Source organism: Bacillus sp. 5RYD7K (assembly GCF_059831465.1).
This window is the reverse complement of sequence record NZ_CP191200.1, coordinates 3,189,785-3,205,555: the sequence shown is the minus strand read 5'-3', so window position 1 is coordinate 3,205,555 and position 15,771 is coordinate 3,189,785. Positions and strand designations below refer to the sequence as shown.

The following is a 15,771-nucleotide window of genomic DNA, read 5'->3' as shown; positions in this document are numbered from 1 at the left end:
TGCTCACCTTCTTTGTGTGGAAGTAACAAACAACAGGAGATGAAAAGAAATGAACCAGCAAACAGTTAATGTAATCGGAGCAGGTCTTGCCGGAAGTGAAGCGGCATGGCAGCTTGCAAAACGAGGAATTCAAGTAAAACTATATGAAATGCGGCCCGTAAAGCAGACGGCAGCCCATCATACTGATAAATTTGCCGAACTGGTATGCAGCAACTCCCTCCGTTCAAATACGCTTGCCAATGCGGTAGGCGTATTAAAGGAAGAAATGCGGGCGCTTGACTCAGCAATCATTCAATCTGCTGATAAATGTTCGGTTCCGGCAGGGGGAGCGCTTGCCGTTGACCGTCATGAATTTGCGCAAAGCGTGACGGATCTCGTGAAAAACCATCCGAACGTAACGGTGCTTACTGAGGAAGTAACAGAAATTCCGGAAGGTCCGACAGTTATTGCGACCGGACCGCTTACGTCAGAATCGCTTTCACAGCAGCTGAAAGAACTCACCGGAGAAGAGTACCTGTATTTTTATGACGCGGCGGCGCCGATTGTTGAAAAAGACAGCCTTGATATGGATAAAGTGTACTTAAAATCCCGTTATGACAAGGGAGAAGCGGCATACTTAAACTGCCCGATGACAGAAGAAGAGTTTGACCGTTTCTATGAAGCGCTGACGACGGCTGAGACGGTTCCGTTAAAAGAATTCGAAAAAGAAATTTTCTTTGAAGGCTGCATGCCGATTGAGGTCATGGCGAAAAGAGGCAAGAAAACGATGCTGTTCGGGCCGATGAAACCGGTCGGACTGGAAGATCCTAAAACAGGCAAGCGGCCTTATGCAGTCGTGCAGCTCAGACAGGATGACGCGGCGGGAACGCTATATAATATTGTAGGTTTTCAGACACATTTAAAATGGGGAGACCAAAAAGAAGTGCTTAAACTGATCCCCGGACTTGAAAATGTTGACATTGTCAGATACGGCGTCATGCACAGAAACACATTTATCAACTCGCCTAGTCTCTTGAACCCGACATATCAATTTAAACAGCGGAACGACCTGTTTTTCGCGGGCCAAATGACCGGCGTAGAAGGTTATGTTGAATCTGCAGCTTCAGGCCTTGTGGCGGGAATCAATGCGGCCAAACTTGTGCTCGGTCAGGACCTTGTGACATTCCCTCAGGAGACGGCGATCGGAAGCATGGCTCATTACATTACGACGACGAACCAGAAGAACTTCCAGCCGATGAACGCAAACTTCGGTCTGTTAAAAGAACTGCCTGTTAAAATTAAAAACAAAAAAGAACGAAATGAAGAATACGCTAAACGCGCAATTGAGACTATTCAAACTATTTCGAAAACGATATAGCTTTTCATTGCAACTTCAATGCATTATATGATACCATTTAAAAGCCCTTCGGAGAGGGAGGTCATAATAATGGCGGAGAATGTTAACTTTTTTTTAAAGTTATTCGTTGAATATTTACAAATTGAAAAAAATTATTCACAATATACTATTGTGAATTATGTTAATTCGATTGAAGAATTTGGGATGTTTCTGCATGCTCAAAATATAAATGGATTGAAAGAAGCTGCATATCATGATGTGAGAATATTTTTGACAGAAGCTTATGAAAAAGGCCTGTCAAGAAAAACAATCAGCAAGAAGATTTCAGCTTTGAGAAGCTTCTATAAATTTTTGATGAGGGAAAAGCTTGTTGAAGAGAATCCGTTTCAGCTTGTTCATCTGCCGAAACAAGAGAAACGGATTCCGAAGTTTCTTTATGAAAAAGAACTTGAGGAACTATTCGCTGTTTCAGACAGAAGCAAGCCGTCAGGGATGCGCGATCAGGCCTTGCTTGAGCTTCTATATGCGACCGGAATGAGGGTCAGTGAGTGCTGTACGCTCACTGTCGGCGATCTTGACTTATCTATGGATACGGTGCTCGTTCACGGGAAAGGCAGGAAGCAGCGCTACATCCCGTTCGGCTCATATGCCCGTGATGCGCTGGAGCTGTATATCAATAGCGGAAGGCCGTGCCTGCTTGAAAAAGCAAAAGAGCCTCATGATTTGCTGTTTGTCAATCAAAGAGGCGGTCAACTTACCGCCAGAGGCATCCGGTATATTTTAAGCGGGCTTGTAAAAAAGGCATCCGGCACTTTACATATACACCCGCATATGCTTCGGCATACGTTTGCGACCCATCTGCTGAATGAAGGGGCTGACTTAAGAAGCGTCCAGGAGCTTTTGGGCCATTCTAATCTGTCTTCCACGCAGATATACACGCATGTATCGAAGGAAATGCTGAGAAACACATATATGTCCCACCATCCGAGAGCTTTTAAAGAAAATTAAAAGGAGGCCCTTCTCATGTCATCTTTTCATGCGACAACGATTTTTGCCGTCCAGCATAAAGGAAAAAGCGCTATGTCAGGAGACGGCCAGGTCACATTCGGTCAGGCTGTAGTCATGAAACATACTGCGAGAAAAGTGAGAAAGCTGTTTAACGGAAAGGTTCTGGCCGGCTTCGCGGGATCTGTTGCAGACGCTTTCACACTTTTTGAAATGTTTGAGGCGAAGCTTGAAGAATACAACGGCAATTTAAAACGTGCGTCGGTTGAGCTTGCGAAAGAATGGCGCAGCGATAAAGTGCTGCGCAAGCTGGAAGCCATGCTGATTGTCATGAACCAGGATACCTTGCTTCTCGTATCGGGAACAGGTGAAGTGATTGAGCCGGATGACGGCATTTTGGCAATCGGCTCCGGCGGAAACTACGCCCTGTCAGCAGGAAGAGCGCTGAAAACTTATGCCGGAGAAAACCTGTCCGCCAAAGAAATTGCAAAAGCCGCTTTGAAAATCGCAGGCGAGATTTGTGTGTACACAAACGATCAGATCATTTTGGAAGAACTTGAATAGAAAGGACTTGAGGCTCATGGAAAACAAACCGTTAACACCGAGACAAATCGTAGATCGGTTGGATCAATACATTGTAGGACAGCAGGATGCAAAAAAAGCTGTCGCCGTGGCATTAAGAAACCGCTATCGCAGAAGTCTTCTTGATGAAAAACTGAGAGATGAGATCGTTCCCAAAAACATCCTGATGATGGGTCCGACAGGGGTGGGGAAAACAGAAATCGCCAGACGGATCGCCAAGCTTACCGGTGCGCCATTTATAAAAATTGAAGCGACAAAATTTACAGAAGTCGGCTATGTAGGCAGAGATGTCGAATCAATGGTCAGAGACCTTGTTGAGACATCCGTGCGGCTTATTAAAGAAGAAAAAATCAGCGAAGTGAAAGAACAGGCTGAAGAAAATGCAAACAAACGCATTGTGCGGCTTCTCGTACCGGGAAAGAAAAAACAAGCGGGTGTGAAAAATCCGTTTGAAATGCTTTTCGGAGGAAGCCAGCCGTCAAGCGATGATGAAAGCGATCAGCAGGAAGAAGCGAGCCTTGAAGAGAAAAGAAAGCGCATGGCGCATCAGCTCGCATTAGGAGAGCTCGAAGACCATTACGTCTCCGTAGAGGTGGAAGAGCAGCAGCCGTCGATGTTTGACATGCTGCAAGGCTCCGGCATGGAGCAGATGGGCATGAATATGCAGGATGCGCTGAGCAATCTGATGCCTAAAAAGAAGAAACGCCGCAAAATGACGGTCAGAGAGGCAAGAAAGGTTCTGACCAATGAAGAGGCAAGCAAATTAATCGATATGGATGAAGTCAGCCAAGAGGCCGTGTTAAGAGCGGAAGAGGGCGGCATCATTTTTATTGACGAAATAGATAAAATCGCAAAAAACGGAGGAGCTTCTTCCTCAGCCGATGTCTCGAGAGAGGGCGTCCAAAGGGATATCCTTCCGATTGTCGAGGGCTCGACCGTCGTCACGAAATACGGCTCCGTCAAAACCGACCACGTGCTGTTTATAGCCGCCGGGGCATTCCATATGGCCAAACCGTCTGATCTGATTCCGGAGCTGCAGGGGCGCTTTCCGATTCGTGTAGAACTGAGCAAGCTGACGGTGGATGATTTTGTGAAAATTCTCGTCGAACCTGATAATGCGCTGTTAAAACAATATCAGGCTTTATTGCAGACAGAAGGTATATCTCTTGAATTTTCTGACGAAGCTATTCGTAAGATCGCCGAAGTGGCTTATCATGTGAATCAGGATACGGACAACATCGGAGCAAGAAGGCTTCACACGATATTGGAACGTCTCTTGGAGGACCTGTCGTTTGAAGCGCCGGACGTGACGATGGAAAAAGTCGCCATCACGCCGCAATACGTTGAAGAAAAGCTCGGATCGATTGCAAACAACAAAGATCTAAGTCAATTTATATTGTGAAAATTTAATAAGAGGAATTCTAGGAGGATTATTTAACATGGCTTTACTACAAAAAACACGAATTATTAACAGCATGCTGCAGGCTGCGGCAGGCAAACCCGTAAACTTTAAAGAAATGGCAGAAACGCTTCGCGACGTCATTGATTCTAATATTTTCGTCGTCAGCCGCAGAGGAAAGCTTTTGGGCTACTCTATTAATCAGCAGATCGAAAATGACCGCATGAAAAAAATGCTTGAAGACCGCCAGTTCCCGGAAGAGTACACGAAAAACCTTTTCAACGTTCCGGAGACGTCTTCAAACCTTGATATCAACAGCGAATATACGGCTTTCCCTGTGGAAAACAGAGACCTGTTCCAAGCAGGCTTAACGACGATTGTGCCGATTATCGGCGGAGGAGAGCGCCTGGGCACATTGATCCTGTCCCGTCTGCAGGACCAATTTGAAGATGATGATCTCATTCTTGCTGAATACGGAGCAACCGTTGTAGGAATGGAGATTTTAAGAGAAAAAGCAGAAGAGATCGAAGAAGAAGCGCGAAGCAAAGCAGTTGTTCAAATGGCGATCAGTTCTTTGTCTTACAGTGAACTTGAAGCGATTGAGCATATCTTTGAAGAGCTTGACGGAAACGAAGGCTTACTTGTGGCAAGTAAGATTGCCGACCGTGTAGGCATTACCCGTTCAGTTATCGTTAACGCGCTGAGAAAGCTCGAAAGCGCCGGCGTTATTGAATCCAGATCACTGGGAATGAAGGGGACTTACATTAAAGTTCTGAACAACAAATTCCTTATTGAATTGGAAAACCTAAAATCTCATTAATCCAAAAGCAGGATCCCTAAAAGCGGGGGTCCTGCTTTTTTTATGGACAATAGGTGAAAAGTTGCAGTTTAAAGTTGATTATTGGTATCTGATTTGAGATAATCCATCTTGCTGTGTGAAAAATGGGGAAGATACAGAAATTCGGCTATTTTCAGTCTTATATTAATCAAATGCTTGTAGTCCAAATACTCTAGGACTTAATACCTATGTACAAAATAGATACAAATGAGCACTTTTTTTTAGCCCAACTTCATAGACTTTAAGCCTGTTATTTCTTACAATAAGCATATGGTTTTACAATTCTCGACAAGGATTTTTAGGAGAAAAATATCTGAAATGGAGGTAAGTGGATTTGGACTTATTTTCTGGAACTATACAAAATCTTGAGAATGCCTTGGGGAGAGCGGACATTAAGCAAAAAGTCTTAACTAATAATATCGCCAATATAGATACACCGAACTATAAGGCAAAAAAAGTCTCTTTCCGAAATTTGTTAGATCAGGAAACATCCAATCTTGAGGCTGTAAAAACCGACTATCGACACGTTGACTTTACGGATTCGGGGGACGATTATTCCATCGTGTCCAGCGGTGATACATCGTACCAGCAAAACGGAAACAATGTCGATATCGACAAAGAAATGACAGATTTAGCCGAAAACCAAATTAATTATCAGGCTTTGGTTGAAAGAATGAGCGGCAAATTCAATTCCCTGAAAACAGTCTTGACAGGAGGAAAATAATGAGTGGCTTTCAAAGCTTAAATATTTCTGGGTCTGCTTTAACTGCACAGCGTGTCCGGATGGACGTCGTATCGTCCAACCTGGCCAATATGGACACAACGAGAGCGAAGCAGGTCAATGGCGAGTGGGTGCCTTACAGAAGAAAGCTGGTTTCTCTCCAATCCGGAGGCGAATCATTTTCGTCCCTTTTAAATTCCAAGATGAACGGAATCGGAAACGCCGGAAATGGCGTAAAGGTATCTTCGATTACGGAAGACCCATCCGCTTTTAATCTCGTTTACGATCCGGAAAATCCCGATGCGAATAAAGACGGATATGTACAAAAACCCAATGTAGACCCATTAAAGGAAATGGTGGATCTTGTCAGCAGCACGAGATCATATGAAGCAAACGTGACGGCATTGAACGCCTCCAAAGGCATGCTTTTAAAGGCTTTAGAAATCGGAAAGTAAGGTGATGTAAGTGGTTAACGCTATTACTCCTTTTCAGCTTCAACAAACCCAAAACACTCAAAACGTAACGAATCAATTAAATCAAGCTCAAAAAACTGATTCTTCAAATCAAACAAGCTTTTCGGAGCTTTTAAAAAACTCGATTGATTCGTTAAATGAGTCGCAAGTGCAATCTGACCAAATAACGAACGAACTGGCTGCAGGAAAGGATGTAAACCTTGACGAGGTCATGATCGCTGCCCAAAAAGCAAATATTTCTCTGACGGCCGCTACCGAATTCCGCAATAAAGCCGTGGAAGCCTATCAGGAAATCATGAGAATGCAGATGTAGTGGTGGTCAGATGAAAGAGAATGACTGGAATGACCGGGGGTTAACATGAATCGTACTCTAACGCAAATGAAAACCAAAACGGCAGCGTTTTGGAATAACAGATCAAAAACACAGAAGATACTCATGGTAAGCGGCTTGGCCGCATTCATTATTTTACTCATCGTCGTTATTATTTTTACTTCGTCTGAAAAGATGGTGCCTCTTTATAAAGACTTGTCCGCGGAAGAAGCGGGGAAGATTAAAGAAGAGCTCGATACGAAAAAGGTGTCTTCTGAACTTGCTGACGGCGGCACGGTCATTAAGGTTCCTGAGAGCCAAGTGGATTCGCTTAAAGTCCAGCTTGCCGCGGAAGGCCTGCCGAAAACGGGATCAATTGATTATTCGTTTTTCGGACAGAATGCGGGCTTCGGCCTGACAGATAATGAGTTTGACGTTTTAAAGGTTGAGGCGACTCAGACTGAATTGTCAAACCTGATAAATGAAATGGACGGTATTAAAAGCTCGAAGGTCATGATCAATATGCCGAAAGAAGCCGTGTTTGTCGGTGAAGATCAGCCGGAAGCATCCGCATCGATCGTTTTGCAGATTAAACCGGGCTACTCGCTTGATCAAAGCCAGATCAACGGGCTGTACCATCTCGTTTCTAAAAGCGTCCCGAACTTAAAAGAAGATAATATCGTCATAATGGATCAAAATTCTACATATTATGACAAAAGTGACAGCGGCGCAGGGTCCGTTTCTGACAGTTATGCTTCTCAGCAAGGGATTAAGTCGCAGGTCGAAAAGGATATTCAAAAACATGTCCAGTCCCTGCTCGGCACAATGATGGGGCAGGATAAAGTCGTGGTTTCCGTTACGGCAGATGTTGACTTCACGAAAGAAAAACGCACTGAAGACATTGTCGAGCCTGTCGATAAAGATAACATGGAAGGCATAGCGGTAAGCGCCGAAAAAGTTGCGGAAACGTATAAAGGCGATGGCGCGGCCAACGGCGGAACAGCCGGAACGGGCAGCAATGACACCGCCAACTATAAACAGGCAAATGACGGTTCAAACAGCGGAGACTACGAAAAAAGCAGCAATAAAATCAACTATGAAGTCAACCGCATTCATAAAGAAATCGCAGAAAGCCCGTATAAAGTGCGTGATTTAGGCATTCAGGTCATGGTGGAACCGCCGAATCCGAAAAATGCCGCCTCATTATCAGCGCAGAGACAGGCTGATATACAGAAGATTTTAGGAACGGTTGTCAGAACGTCCCTTGATAAAAATGAAACGCAAAATCAAAACCTGACAGCCAATGATATCAACAATAAAATCGTTGTATCCGTACAGCCGTTTGACGGAAAAACAAGCCTGAACACAAATTCGGCACAATCTTCAGGTCTCCCGATCTGGGTATACATTACAGGCGGGGTGCTGCTTGCAGCCATTATTCTGCTTATTATTCTCCTCATCAGAAAGAAACGCTCTCAAGAGGATGAGTATGAAGAATACGAATATGAAACGGCGCCGGAGCCGGTTCGACTGCCTGATATCAACGAAGAGAAAAATGAAACGGAAGAAACAGTCAGACGAAAACAGCTTGAAAAAATGGCTAAAGAAAAACCGGAAGACTTTGCAAAATTACTTCGAAGCTGGCTGGACGAGGATTAGGGGGAATGGAAAATGGCGAAACGTGATCAGAACAAGCTTACAGGAAAACAAAAAGCAGCCATCCTCATGATTTCCTTAGGTCTTGATGTATCAGCCTCTGTGTACAAGCATTTGTCTGAAGAAGAAATTGAAAGATTGACTCTCGAGATTTCGGGAGTCAGAAGCGTCGATCATCAGAGAAAAGATGAAATCATTGAAGAATTTCATAATATCGCAATCGCTCAGGATTATATTTCTCAAGGCGGTTTAAATTACGCCCGCCAAGTGCTTGAAAAAGCGCTCGGAGAAGACAAAGCGGTAAGCATTTTAAACAGGCTGACCTCTTCATTGCAGGTAAAGCCGTTTGACTTCGCAAGAAAAGCGGAGCCCGAACAGATTTTGAATTTCATTCAGCAGGAACATCCGCAAACGATGGCGCTGATTTTATCCTACCTTGACCCGGTGCAGGCCGGACAGATTTTGTCTGAGCTGAACCCGGACGTTCAGGCTGAGGTGGCGAGAAGGATTGCGGTTATGGACAGGACGTCTCCTGAAATCATAAATGAAGTGGAGCGGGTCCTTGAACAAAAGCTGTCCTCCTCCTTTACGCAGGATTATACGCAGACAGGCGGCATAGAAGCCGTTGTTGAAGTGTTAAACGGCGTAGACAGAGGAACTGAAAAAACGATCCTTGATTCATTAGAAATACAAGACCCTGAATTGGCGGATGAAATCAAAAAACGGATGTTTGTCTTTGAAGATATTGTCACCCTTGATAACCGTGCGATTCAGCGCGTGATCAGAGACGTTGAAAATGACGACCTCCTGCTGTCATTGAAGGTTGCGAGCGAGGAAGTCAAAGAGATCGTCTTCAGCAATATGTCACAGCGTATGGTTGAAACGTTTAAAGAAGAAATGGAAATTATGGGGCCTGTGCGTTTGCGTGATGTGGAAGAGGCGCAATCAAGAATCGTGGGCGTCGTCCGTAAGCTTGAAGAAGCCGGTGAAATTGTAATCGCGCGAGGCGGAGGAGACGATATTATTGTCTAATATCATTAAACAGCAATCATCATTTTCTCCTGAACAAAAACGGCGCAAGCTTTCCTTGCAGGAAGTCAGGAAAACGCATCCCCAGCTCGGCCTGGAGGAAGAAAATCCTGAGGTTCTCATGGCTTTTGCCAAAGCAGAAGCCGACAGGGTATCTGAAGAAGCGAAAAATCAGCTGGAGTACACCCTCCGGCAGATTGAGGAAGAGAAAAGCCGCTGGGCGGATGAAAAACAAAGACTGATAGAAGAGGCAAAGGCAGAAGGATATAACGAAGGCATGGCATTGGGAAAAGCTGAGGCTCAGGCCGAATACGCAGACCTCATCAGCCGGGCCAATGCCGTTATGGAAATGGCCAGACAGTCAGTCGAGGAAAAGCTGGAAAGCGCTGAGGAAGAAATCATTGAGCTTTCCGTTGCGCTCGCTAAAAAAGTTTGGCGGCAAAAAAGTGATGATAAAGAAGCTTTTCTTCTGTTAGTCAAACAGGTAATAGCCGAAGTGAAAGATTATGATGACATTTCCATTTATGTGGACCCGGAATATTATGAGACGGTTCATCAGCATATGGATGAAATTCAGCAGCTGTTGTACAAAGAATGCAGGTTAAGCTTGTATGCCGATGAAAAAGCTGCAAAGGGAACGTGCTCCATAGAAACACCGTTCGGACGGGTGGATGCAGGAATAGACACCCAGCTGATGCAATTAAAGCAAAAGCTTTTAACGGCGCTTGAGGCAGGAGCGGAGCAATGAAGACACAGTATTTAATAGACTCGATTGAAACAGCGGATCCGTACAAACGCTACGGTAAGGTTAAACGTGTTATCGGGCTGATGATTGAATCAAAAGGGCCCGAAAGCTCGATCGGAGATGTTTGTCTCATTTATCCGAAAGGTCATTCAAAAAAAGCGATTAAAGCTGAGGTTGTAGGCTTCCAGGATGAAAACATACTGTTAATGCCTTATCTGGAAGCGGCAAGCATTGCCCCGGGCAGCATTGTGGAGGCTACCGGCGAGTCTCTCCGTATCAAAGTAGGCGCAGGTTTAATCGGACAGGTTGTTGATGCGTTCGGTGAGCCTCTTGACGGCAGGGCGCTTCCTAAAGGATTGTCTCCCGTTTCGACGGAACAGCCGCCGCCAAACCCGATGAAACGGCCGCCGATAAGGGAAAAGATGGGTGTCGGTGTCAGGTCGATTGACAGTCTGCTGACAGTAGGAAAAGGGCAGAGAATCGGAATTTTTGCCGGAAGCGGAGTCGGAAAAAGCACTTTGATGGGAATGATCGCAAAGCAGACCGAAGCAGATCTAAACATCATCGCACTCGTCGGTGAACGAGGGCGCGAGGTGCGGGAATTCATTGAGAAGGATTTAGGCGAAGAAGGCTTGAAACGCTCGATTGTCGTAGTCGCGACTTCTGATCAGCCTGCATTAATGCGTTTGAAAGCGGCATATACAGCGACCGCCATTGCGGAATATTTCCGTGATAAAGGCCGGAATGTCATGTTCATGATGGACTCCGTCACGAGGGTTGCGATGGCTCAGCGTGAAATCGGGCTGGCAGCGGGGGAACCGCCGACAACAAAAGGATATACACCTTCCGTGTTCGCTATTCTGCCCCGTTTGCTGGAAAGAACGGGTGCGAATGAACAAGGGACGATAACCGCTTTTTATACGGTTCTCGTTGACGGAGACGACATGAATGAACCGATTGCCGATACGGTGCGCGGTATATTAGACGGGCATATCGTTCTCGATCGGGCGCTTGCCAACAAAGGGCAGTTCCCGGCGGTGAATATCCTGAAGAGCATCAGCAGGGTTATGTCTAATATTTCAGACACCGCGCATATAGAGGCGGCCAACAAATTCCGCGATCTTCTGTCAACTTATCAAAACTCTGAAGACCTCATTAATATCGGGGCTTACAAAAGAGGGTCATCGAGAGAAATTGATGAAGCGATTCAGTTTTATCCGCAGCTCATTCAATTTTTAAAACAAGGAACTGAAGAACCTGCTCAATTGGAAGACAGTATTGCGGTATTGACGAGTATGACAGGAAAAGAGGAATAAACATCGTGGCGTACCAATTCAGATTTCAAAAGCTGCTGGAATTAAAAGAGAATGAAAAAGACCAAACATTGTCTGAATACAGACAATCGGTTTCTGAATTTGAAACAGTGGCTGAAAAACTATATGAAAATATGAGCAAAAAAGAATCGCTCGAAAAAGACAAAGAATCAAAGCTGAAATGCGGGATGAGCGTTCAGGAAATGAGACATTATCAGCAATTCGTCTCCAATCTTGAGAATACCATCTATCATTATCAAAAACTTGTCATTATGAAACGAAATGAAATGAATGAGAAGCAGGAACAGCTCACCGAAAAAAACATTGAAGTAAAGAAATTTGAAAAAATGCGGGAAAAACAATTTAATATGTTTGCTCTTGAAGACAAAGCTGCAGAAATGAGGGAAATGGACGATATTTCAATCAAGCAGTTTATGATTCAGGGGCATTAGGAGCGAATAAAATGGCCGATAAAGAAAAGGGATCTGGAAAGTTCGGTTCAATCCTGCTTTTTATCATTATCCCGCTGATTTTTCTGATCATCGTTGCAAGCATAGTCCTTTGGGCTGCCGGCGTAGATGTGATGAAGCCGATTCAGGAAACAGCCGCAAAAACGCCTGTTTTAAAAGAATTGGTTCCCGAAACGAAAGAAACAAAAAGCACAGCGGAAAAGCAGAAGGAAGACCGAACGGCTTCTCTTGAAAAGACCATAAAGGAACAAAAAAGTGAAATCAACATTTTAAATAAAGATTTGGACACAAGCAAATCCGAAATCGACAATCTGAACCAGAAAATCCGTTCATTGAAACAGGAAGCTGAACAGCAGCAGAAAACGGAACAGCAGCAGAAAACGGATGAAACGAAAAAAGACGCTTCAGGTTCAGCGGGAAAAGATAAAATGATCAATATCTATAAAAGTATGGACAGCGGTAAAGCGGCAAGCATTATCGTAAAGCTGAAAGAAAAAGAAGCCCTCGATATTTTAAACGGACTAAGTAAAAAGCAGCTTGCTGAAATCTTGACGAAAATGACTCCTGAACAAGCGGCTAAATATACAGAAAAACTATCCGCTGACGGAAATAAGGAGTGATGTAAGTTGAAGCTGCTTGAAATAACGGGGAATCGCACGCAGACTGCGCAAAACAGCAATGTGAAGATGAATGTAAACAGCTTAGGCCTATTTCAGAACCGGCTTCTGTCGGAAATCACTTCTCAACAGAAGCCCGGAGATGAGGCGAAAACAAGTGATGCAGAGCTGAATGATGCTCTCTCGAAAATCGGTGATTGGCTGAAAGCCGGCCCGGAAGATAAAGAACTTCAGCTGAAACAGCTGCTTGAGGCGGTCAAAGCCCTTGAAGGAAAGCAACCGGCTGAAACCGCTCTTCCTTTATTGAAGCAGCTTGCTGAATCTGTTGAAGCCATGTTAGCCGGCAAACGGCATGGGGTGAAGCCTGAAAGGATTGAGCCGGGTTCTCCCGCTAATGAAGGGGATTCCGGGCGAGACGCGCTTGAAACGGGCCTCCTTTTCATTCAAGAAGCCGCAGCCCAGCTATTTGCGCACCAAGAGAATCAGCCGGACAGCGCACAGGCAAAGGCGGTTTATCAGGAAGGTGACCGTTTATTAGCGGCGTTGAAAAAACAAGGCGTACCGGACCGCGTGATTCAAGACCTGCGGCAGACGCTATTTCCGAAAAATGAATCTGCATCTAAGCTTTATTCTATGTCTACCGCTGAGCTGAAGAGCTTTCAAAGCGTCGCTGAGCAGCTTGCGGGCCTTTCTCAAAAAGGAACAAAGGAATGGAATATGGCTGAAACTGAGCTGAAAGCTTTTGTGTTATCTCAATCATCTGAATCGTCCCAAGAGTCAGCCGGGAAAACGGAACAGCAAAACGGCGGCACGATTTCTCACGTGAAACCATCTGACAGCAAATTGTCCGAGCATATACTGTTTTCGGGAACGAGAAGTCTTGCCGGCATTCAGCAAGCGTCCGCAGGAGCTGAACAGCAGCCGGCAGAAAACAAACCGTTAACAGACCAGGTCATCAGCGGCTGGAAACAGATGAAATACACGCCTTTCGGGAAAACGACCGGAAGCTTTACGATTCGTCTTAATCCTGAGAACCTCGGTTTTGTCACGATTAAGGTGACAAACGAAAACGGGATGTTTCAAAGCAAAATAATCGCATCAAGCCAGTCTGCGAAAGAGCTGCTGGAACAGCATCTTCCTCAGCTGAAACAGTCGCTTCCGAATATGTCGGTCCAAATCGACCGTTTTACCGTCCCGCTTCAAAGCGGGGATCAGCAGCCGGTTTACGGTCAGACAGCCGATCACAATAAACAGCAGCAGCAGGGACAGAGAGAGCAGAAAAACCAGCAGCAGTCAGGTGATTTCGGAGATATGCTGGAGGAGCTTTCTCTCAATGAAATGGAGGAAGAATAGTTGACTTCTGTAAACTCGGATTATGCCGCAGCGGGCGCTTCTAATACGAAGAGCACCGCCGCCGTAAACAGCAGCACGAATTTAGGGAAAGACGAATTTCTAAAGATCTTAATGACGCAGGTTCAGAACCAGGACCCGCTCAATCCGGTTGATGACAAAGAATTCATCAGTCAGATGGCGACATTTTCTTCATTGGAGCAAATGATGAATATGAATACGACGATGACTAAATTTGTAGAAAATCAAGATCCGTTTACGATGTATGTGAACTGGATCGGCAAAAATGTCACATTCAGCGACAGCGACGGGAAGGATCAGACAAGCCCAGTCAATTCAGTCAAGCATTCAAACGGCAATTACGTGCTCGTGCTTGAAAATGGCAAAGAGGTCAGTCCGTGGAATGTCACGGCCGTCAGCGAAACATCTAAATAAAAAGAAACCCAGGGGGAATTTAACATGTTACGTTCATTATATTCCGGTATCAGCGGCATGAAAAACTTTCAGACAAAACTAGATGTAATCGGCAATAACATCGCCAACGTCAACACAGTGGGATTTAAGAAAAGCCGCGTTACGTTTAAAGATTTGATCAGCCAGACAGTCGCCGGCGGTTCAAACGTGACCAATTCAAAACAAATCGGCTTGGGTGCCGCGACTTCTTCCATTGATGTCGTTCATTCAACCGGCGCCCCGCAGGCTACACAGAATAAAACCGACCTAGCCATTGACGGAGACGGCTACTTTCAGATTAATACAGGTGCGGGAATCGTTTACACACGTGCGGGGAATTTTGGGAAGGACAATAAAGGCAACCTTGTTACGACTGACGGCTACTACCTTGAAAAAATCGGCGGGGGCAAAATCAATATTCCGACTGACGCGAAAGATTACAGTATCGGTGCAGACGGAACCGTTACATACACTGATGCAGGGGATGCGGTTCATGATGCCGGACAAATCGGTCTGGTCACGTTCCCTAACAGCGCCGGTCTGGAAAAAATCGGAGGAAACCTTTACAGACAATCATTAAGTTCAGGAGCTGCGAGTGCTGTCACCGCTCCGGGCGAAAACGGCTCAGGTAAGCTTTTGGCAGGCTATCTTGAAATGTCAAACGTTGATCTGACAGATGAATTTACCGAAATGATCGTTGCTCAGCGCGGTTTCCAATCAAACTCAAAAATCATTACGACTTCAGATGAAATCCTTCAGGAGCTGGTTAATCTGAAACGGTAAGGAGGGAGGGGAGGCGGTAAGGCCGCTTCTCCGGATTGAATGATTCAAGTCACCCGTTTAAACGGCCAGCCTTTTACGCTGAACGCGCTGTTTATCGAACAGATTGAGTGCTTCCCCGACACGACGATTACGCTGTCCAACGGCAAAAAGTTCGTAGTGAAAGAACCGGAAGAAGCAGTTCTTAAAAAAGTCATTTCGTTTTACCATAGCATACAAATATTTTCACTGGATCAGGGAATAGAGGAAGAAGAATGAAAAAAAAATTAGTCATTATTATGCTGATTATTTTAATTGTCGTTGCCGGCCTCGGAACGGCAGCATATTTTGTCGTCAGCGGACATTCAGACAAAGACAAAAAGCCTACAATCGATGAAGTCGTTGCAGCTACTGTGTCTGTCGATGATATCACGACGAACTTAAAGTCCGACAGCATCATCCGCATCGGCATCAAGCTTGAAACTGACTCGGAAAAAGCGAAGGAAGAACTAGAAAAACGCGATTTTCAGGTGAAAGACAACATCATTTCCATTTTAGCCGATACAAGCGCCGGAGAGATTGAGGGAGATAAAGGAAGAGAAGCGTTTAAACAATCCTTAAAAGAAAAAGTAAACAGCTATCTCCAAGAAGGAAAAGTTCAGAAAGTGTACATTACCTCCTTTAATCTGCAATAAAAACAAATTTGACAGAATAC

Annotated in this window: 19 protein-coding genes; all 19 read left to right on the top strand. The window is 45.0% G+C overall.

Annotated features, from left to right (window positions below):
- The first annotated feature begins 49 nt into the window (after positions 1–49).
- The gene (trmFO, locus tag ACQE26_RS15705) at positions 50–1,357 is read left to right on the top strand and encodes an FADH(2)-oxidizing methylenetetrahydrofolate--tRNA-(uracil(54)-C(5))-methyltransferase TrmFO (RefSeq protein WP_016936130.1); all 1,308 of its coding nucleotides are present in this window, start codon (positions 50–52) and stop codon (positions 1,355–1,357) included.
- A gap of 69 nt (positions 1,358–1,426) precedes the next feature.
- Positions 1,427–2,344, top strand: a complete 918-nt coding sequence (xerC, locus tag ACQE26_RS15700) for a tyrosine recombinase XerC (protein ID WP_060962798.1) — start codon at positions 1,427–1,429, stop codon at positions 2,342–2,344.
- A gap of 15 nt (positions 2,345–2,359) precedes the next feature.
- On the top strand, positions 2,360–2,905 hold the full coding sequence (gene hslV, locus ACQE26_RS15695) for an ATP-dependent protease subunit HslV (RefSeq protein ID WP_060962797.1): 546 nt from the start codon (positions 2,360–2,362) through the stop codon (positions 2,903–2,905).
- A gap of 16 nt (positions 2,906–2,921) precedes the next feature.
- Complete coding sequence (hslU, locus tag ACQE26_RS15690; RefSeq protein ID WP_016936127.1) at positions 2,922–4,325, top strand: ATP-dependent protease ATPase subunit HslU; 1,404 nt, start codon at positions 2,922–2,924, stop codon at positions 4,323–4,325.
- A 37-nt stretch (positions 4,326–4,362) separates the two neighbouring features.
- Complete coding sequence (gene codY / locus ACQE26_RS15685) at positions 4,363–5,142, top strand: GTP-sensing pleiotropic transcriptional regulator CodY (RefSeq protein WP_013352252.1); 780 nt, start codon at positions 4,363–4,365, stop codon at positions 5,140–5,142.
- A 352-nt stretch (positions 5,143–5,494) separates the two neighbouring features.
- Positions 5,495–5,884 carry a flagellar basal body rod protein FlgB gene (gene flgB, locus ACQE26_RS15680; protein WP_016936126.1) on the top strand — a complete coding sequence of 130 codons (390 nt, stop codon included), beginning with the start codon at positions 5,495–5,497 and terminating at the stop codon, positions 5,882–5,884.
- Positions 5,884–6,336 carry a flagellar basal body rod protein FlgC gene (flgC, locus tag ACQE26_RS15675; protein ID WP_016936125.1) on the top strand — a complete coding sequence of 151 codons (453 nt, stop codon included), beginning with the start codon at positions 5,884–5,886 and terminating at the stop codon, positions 6,334–6,336. Before flgB ends, flgC begins: the two co-directional genes overlap by 1 nt.
- Positions 6,337–6,346: 10 nt before the next feature.
- Complete coding sequence (gene fliE / locus ACQE26_RS15670) at positions 6,347–6,667, top strand: flagellar hook-basal body complex protein FliE (RefSeq protein WP_060962795.1); 321 nt, start codon at positions 6,347–6,349, stop codon at positions 6,665–6,667.
- A gap of 45 nt (positions 6,668–6,712) precedes the next feature.
- Positions 6,713–8,323 (top strand): flagellar basal-body MS-ring/collar protein FliF, encoded by a 1,611-nt coding sequence (gene fliF, locus ACQE26_RS15665; protein WP_060962794.1) that lies wholly within the window; start codon positions 6,713–6,715, stop codon positions 8,321–8,323.
- A 12-nt stretch (positions 8,324–8,335) separates the two neighbouring features.
- Positions 8,336–9,352, top strand: a complete 1,017-nt coding sequence (fliG, locus tag ACQE26_RS15660) for a flagellar motor switch protein FliG (protein ID WP_003154256.1) — start codon at positions 8,336–8,338, stop codon at positions 9,350–9,352.
- A complete protein-coding gene (gene fliH, locus ACQE26_RS15655; RefSeq protein ID WP_489202340.1) occupies positions 9,345–10,097 on the top strand; it encodes a flagellar assembly protein FliH in 753 nt (250 codons plus the stop codon). The genes fliG and fliH overlap by 8 nt, the downstream gene beginning before the upstream one ends.
- Positions 10,094–11,410, top strand: coding sequence for a flagellar protein export ATPase FliI (gene fliI, locus ACQE26_RS15650; RefSeq protein WP_500470021.1), 1,317 nt, complete (start codon positions 10,094–10,096; stop codon positions 11,408–11,410). Before fliH ends, fliI begins: the two co-directional genes overlap by 4 nt.
- Before the next feature lie 5 nt (positions 11,411–11,415).
- Entirely contained in the window at positions 11,416–11,859 is a 444-nt protein-coding gene (fliJ, locus tag ACQE26_RS15645; RefSeq protein ID WP_016936120.1) for a flagellar export protein FliJ, read from the top strand.
- A gap of 11 nt (positions 11,860–11,870) precedes the next feature.
- Positions 11,871–12,497, top strand: coding sequence for a MotE family protein (locus ACQE26_RS15640; protein WP_500470020.1), 627 nt, complete (start codon positions 11,871–11,873; stop codon positions 12,495–12,497).
- A 6-nt stretch (positions 12,498–12,503) separates the two neighbouring features.
- The gene (locus ACQE26_RS15635; protein ID WP_500470019.1) at positions 12,504–13,847 is read left to right on the top strand and encodes a flagellar hook-length control protein FliK; all 1,344 of its coding nucleotides are present in this window, start codon (positions 12,504–12,506) and stop codon (positions 13,845–13,847) included.
- Entirely contained in the window at positions 13,848–14,279 is a 432-nt protein-coding gene (gene flgD / locus ACQE26_RS15630) for a flagellar hook assembly protein FlgD (protein ID WP_047475006.1), read from the top strand.
- Positions 14,280–14,303: 24 nt separating this feature from the next.
- A complete protein-coding gene (flgG, locus tag ACQE26_RS15625) occupies positions 14,304–15,080 on the top strand; it encodes a flagellar basal body rod protein FlgG (protein ID WP_016936116.1) in 777 nt (258 codons plus the stop codon).
- Positions 15,081–15,119: 39 nt separating this feature from the next.
- Positions 15,120–15,335: a swarming motility protein SwrD gene (gene swrD / locus ACQE26_RS15620; RefSeq protein WP_003154243.1), complete on the top strand. Its 216-nt coding sequence runs from the start codon at positions 15,120–15,122 to the stop codon at positions 15,333–15,335.
- Complete coding sequence (fliL, locus tag ACQE26_RS15615; RefSeq protein ID WP_016936115.1) at positions 15,332–15,751, top strand: flagellar basal body-associated protein FliL; 420 nt, start codon at positions 15,332–15,334, stop codon at positions 15,749–15,751. The genes swrD and fliL overlap by 4 nt, the downstream gene beginning before the upstream one ends.
- Positions 15,752–15,771 lie beyond the last annotated feature (20 nt).

Excerpts from the sequence above, each read along its gene's own strand:
- trmFO (WP_016936130.1), top strand. The coding sequence starts at position 50 with ATGAACCAGCAAACAGTTAATGTAATCGGAGCAGGTCTTGCCGGAAGT.
- xerC (WP_060962798.1), top strand. The coding sequence starts at position 1,427 with ATGGCGGAGAATGTTAACTTTTTTTTAAAGTTATTCGTTGAATATTTA.
- hslV (WP_060962797.1), top strand. The coding sequence starts at position 2,360 with ATGTCATCTTTTCATGCGACAACGATTTTTGCCGTCCAGCATAAAGGA.
- hslU (WP_016936127.1), top strand. The coding sequence starts at position 2,922 with ATGGAAAACAAACCGTTAACACCGAGACAAATCGTAGATCGGTTGGAT.
- codY (WP_013352252.1), top strand. The coding sequence starts at position 4,363 with ATGGCTTTACTACAAAAAACACGAATTATTAACAGCATGCTGCAGGCT.
- flgC (WP_016936125.1), top strand. The coding sequence starts at position 5,884 with ATGAGTGGCTTTCAAAGCTTAAATATTTCTGGGTCTGCTTTAACTGCA.
- fliF (WP_060962794.1), top strand. The coding sequence starts at position 6,713 with ATGAATCGTACTCTAACGCAAATGAAAACCAAAACGGCAGCGTTTTGG.
- fliG (WP_003154256.1), top strand. The coding sequence starts at position 8,336 with ATGGCGAAACGTGATCAGAACAAGCTTACAGGAAAACAAAAAGCAGCC.
- fliI (WP_500470021.1), top strand. The coding sequence starts at position 10,094 with ATGAAGACACAGTATTTAATAGACTCGATTGAAACAGCGGATCCGTAC.
- ACQE26_RS15640 (WP_500470020.1), top strand. The coding sequence starts at position 11,871 with ATGGCCGATAAAGAAAAGGGATCTGGAAAGTTCGGTTCAATCCTGCTT.
- flgG (WP_016936116.1), top strand. The coding sequence starts at position 14,304 with ATGTTACGTTCATTATATTCCGGTATCAGCGGCATGAAAAACTTTCAG.
- swrD (WP_003154243.1), top strand. The coding sequence starts at position 15,120 with ATGATTCAAGTCACCCGTTTAAACGGCCAGCCTTTTACGCTGAACGCG.
- fliL (WP_016936115.1), top strand. The coding sequence starts at position 15,332 with ATGAAAAAAAAATTAGTCATTATTATGCTGATTATTTTAATTGTCGTT.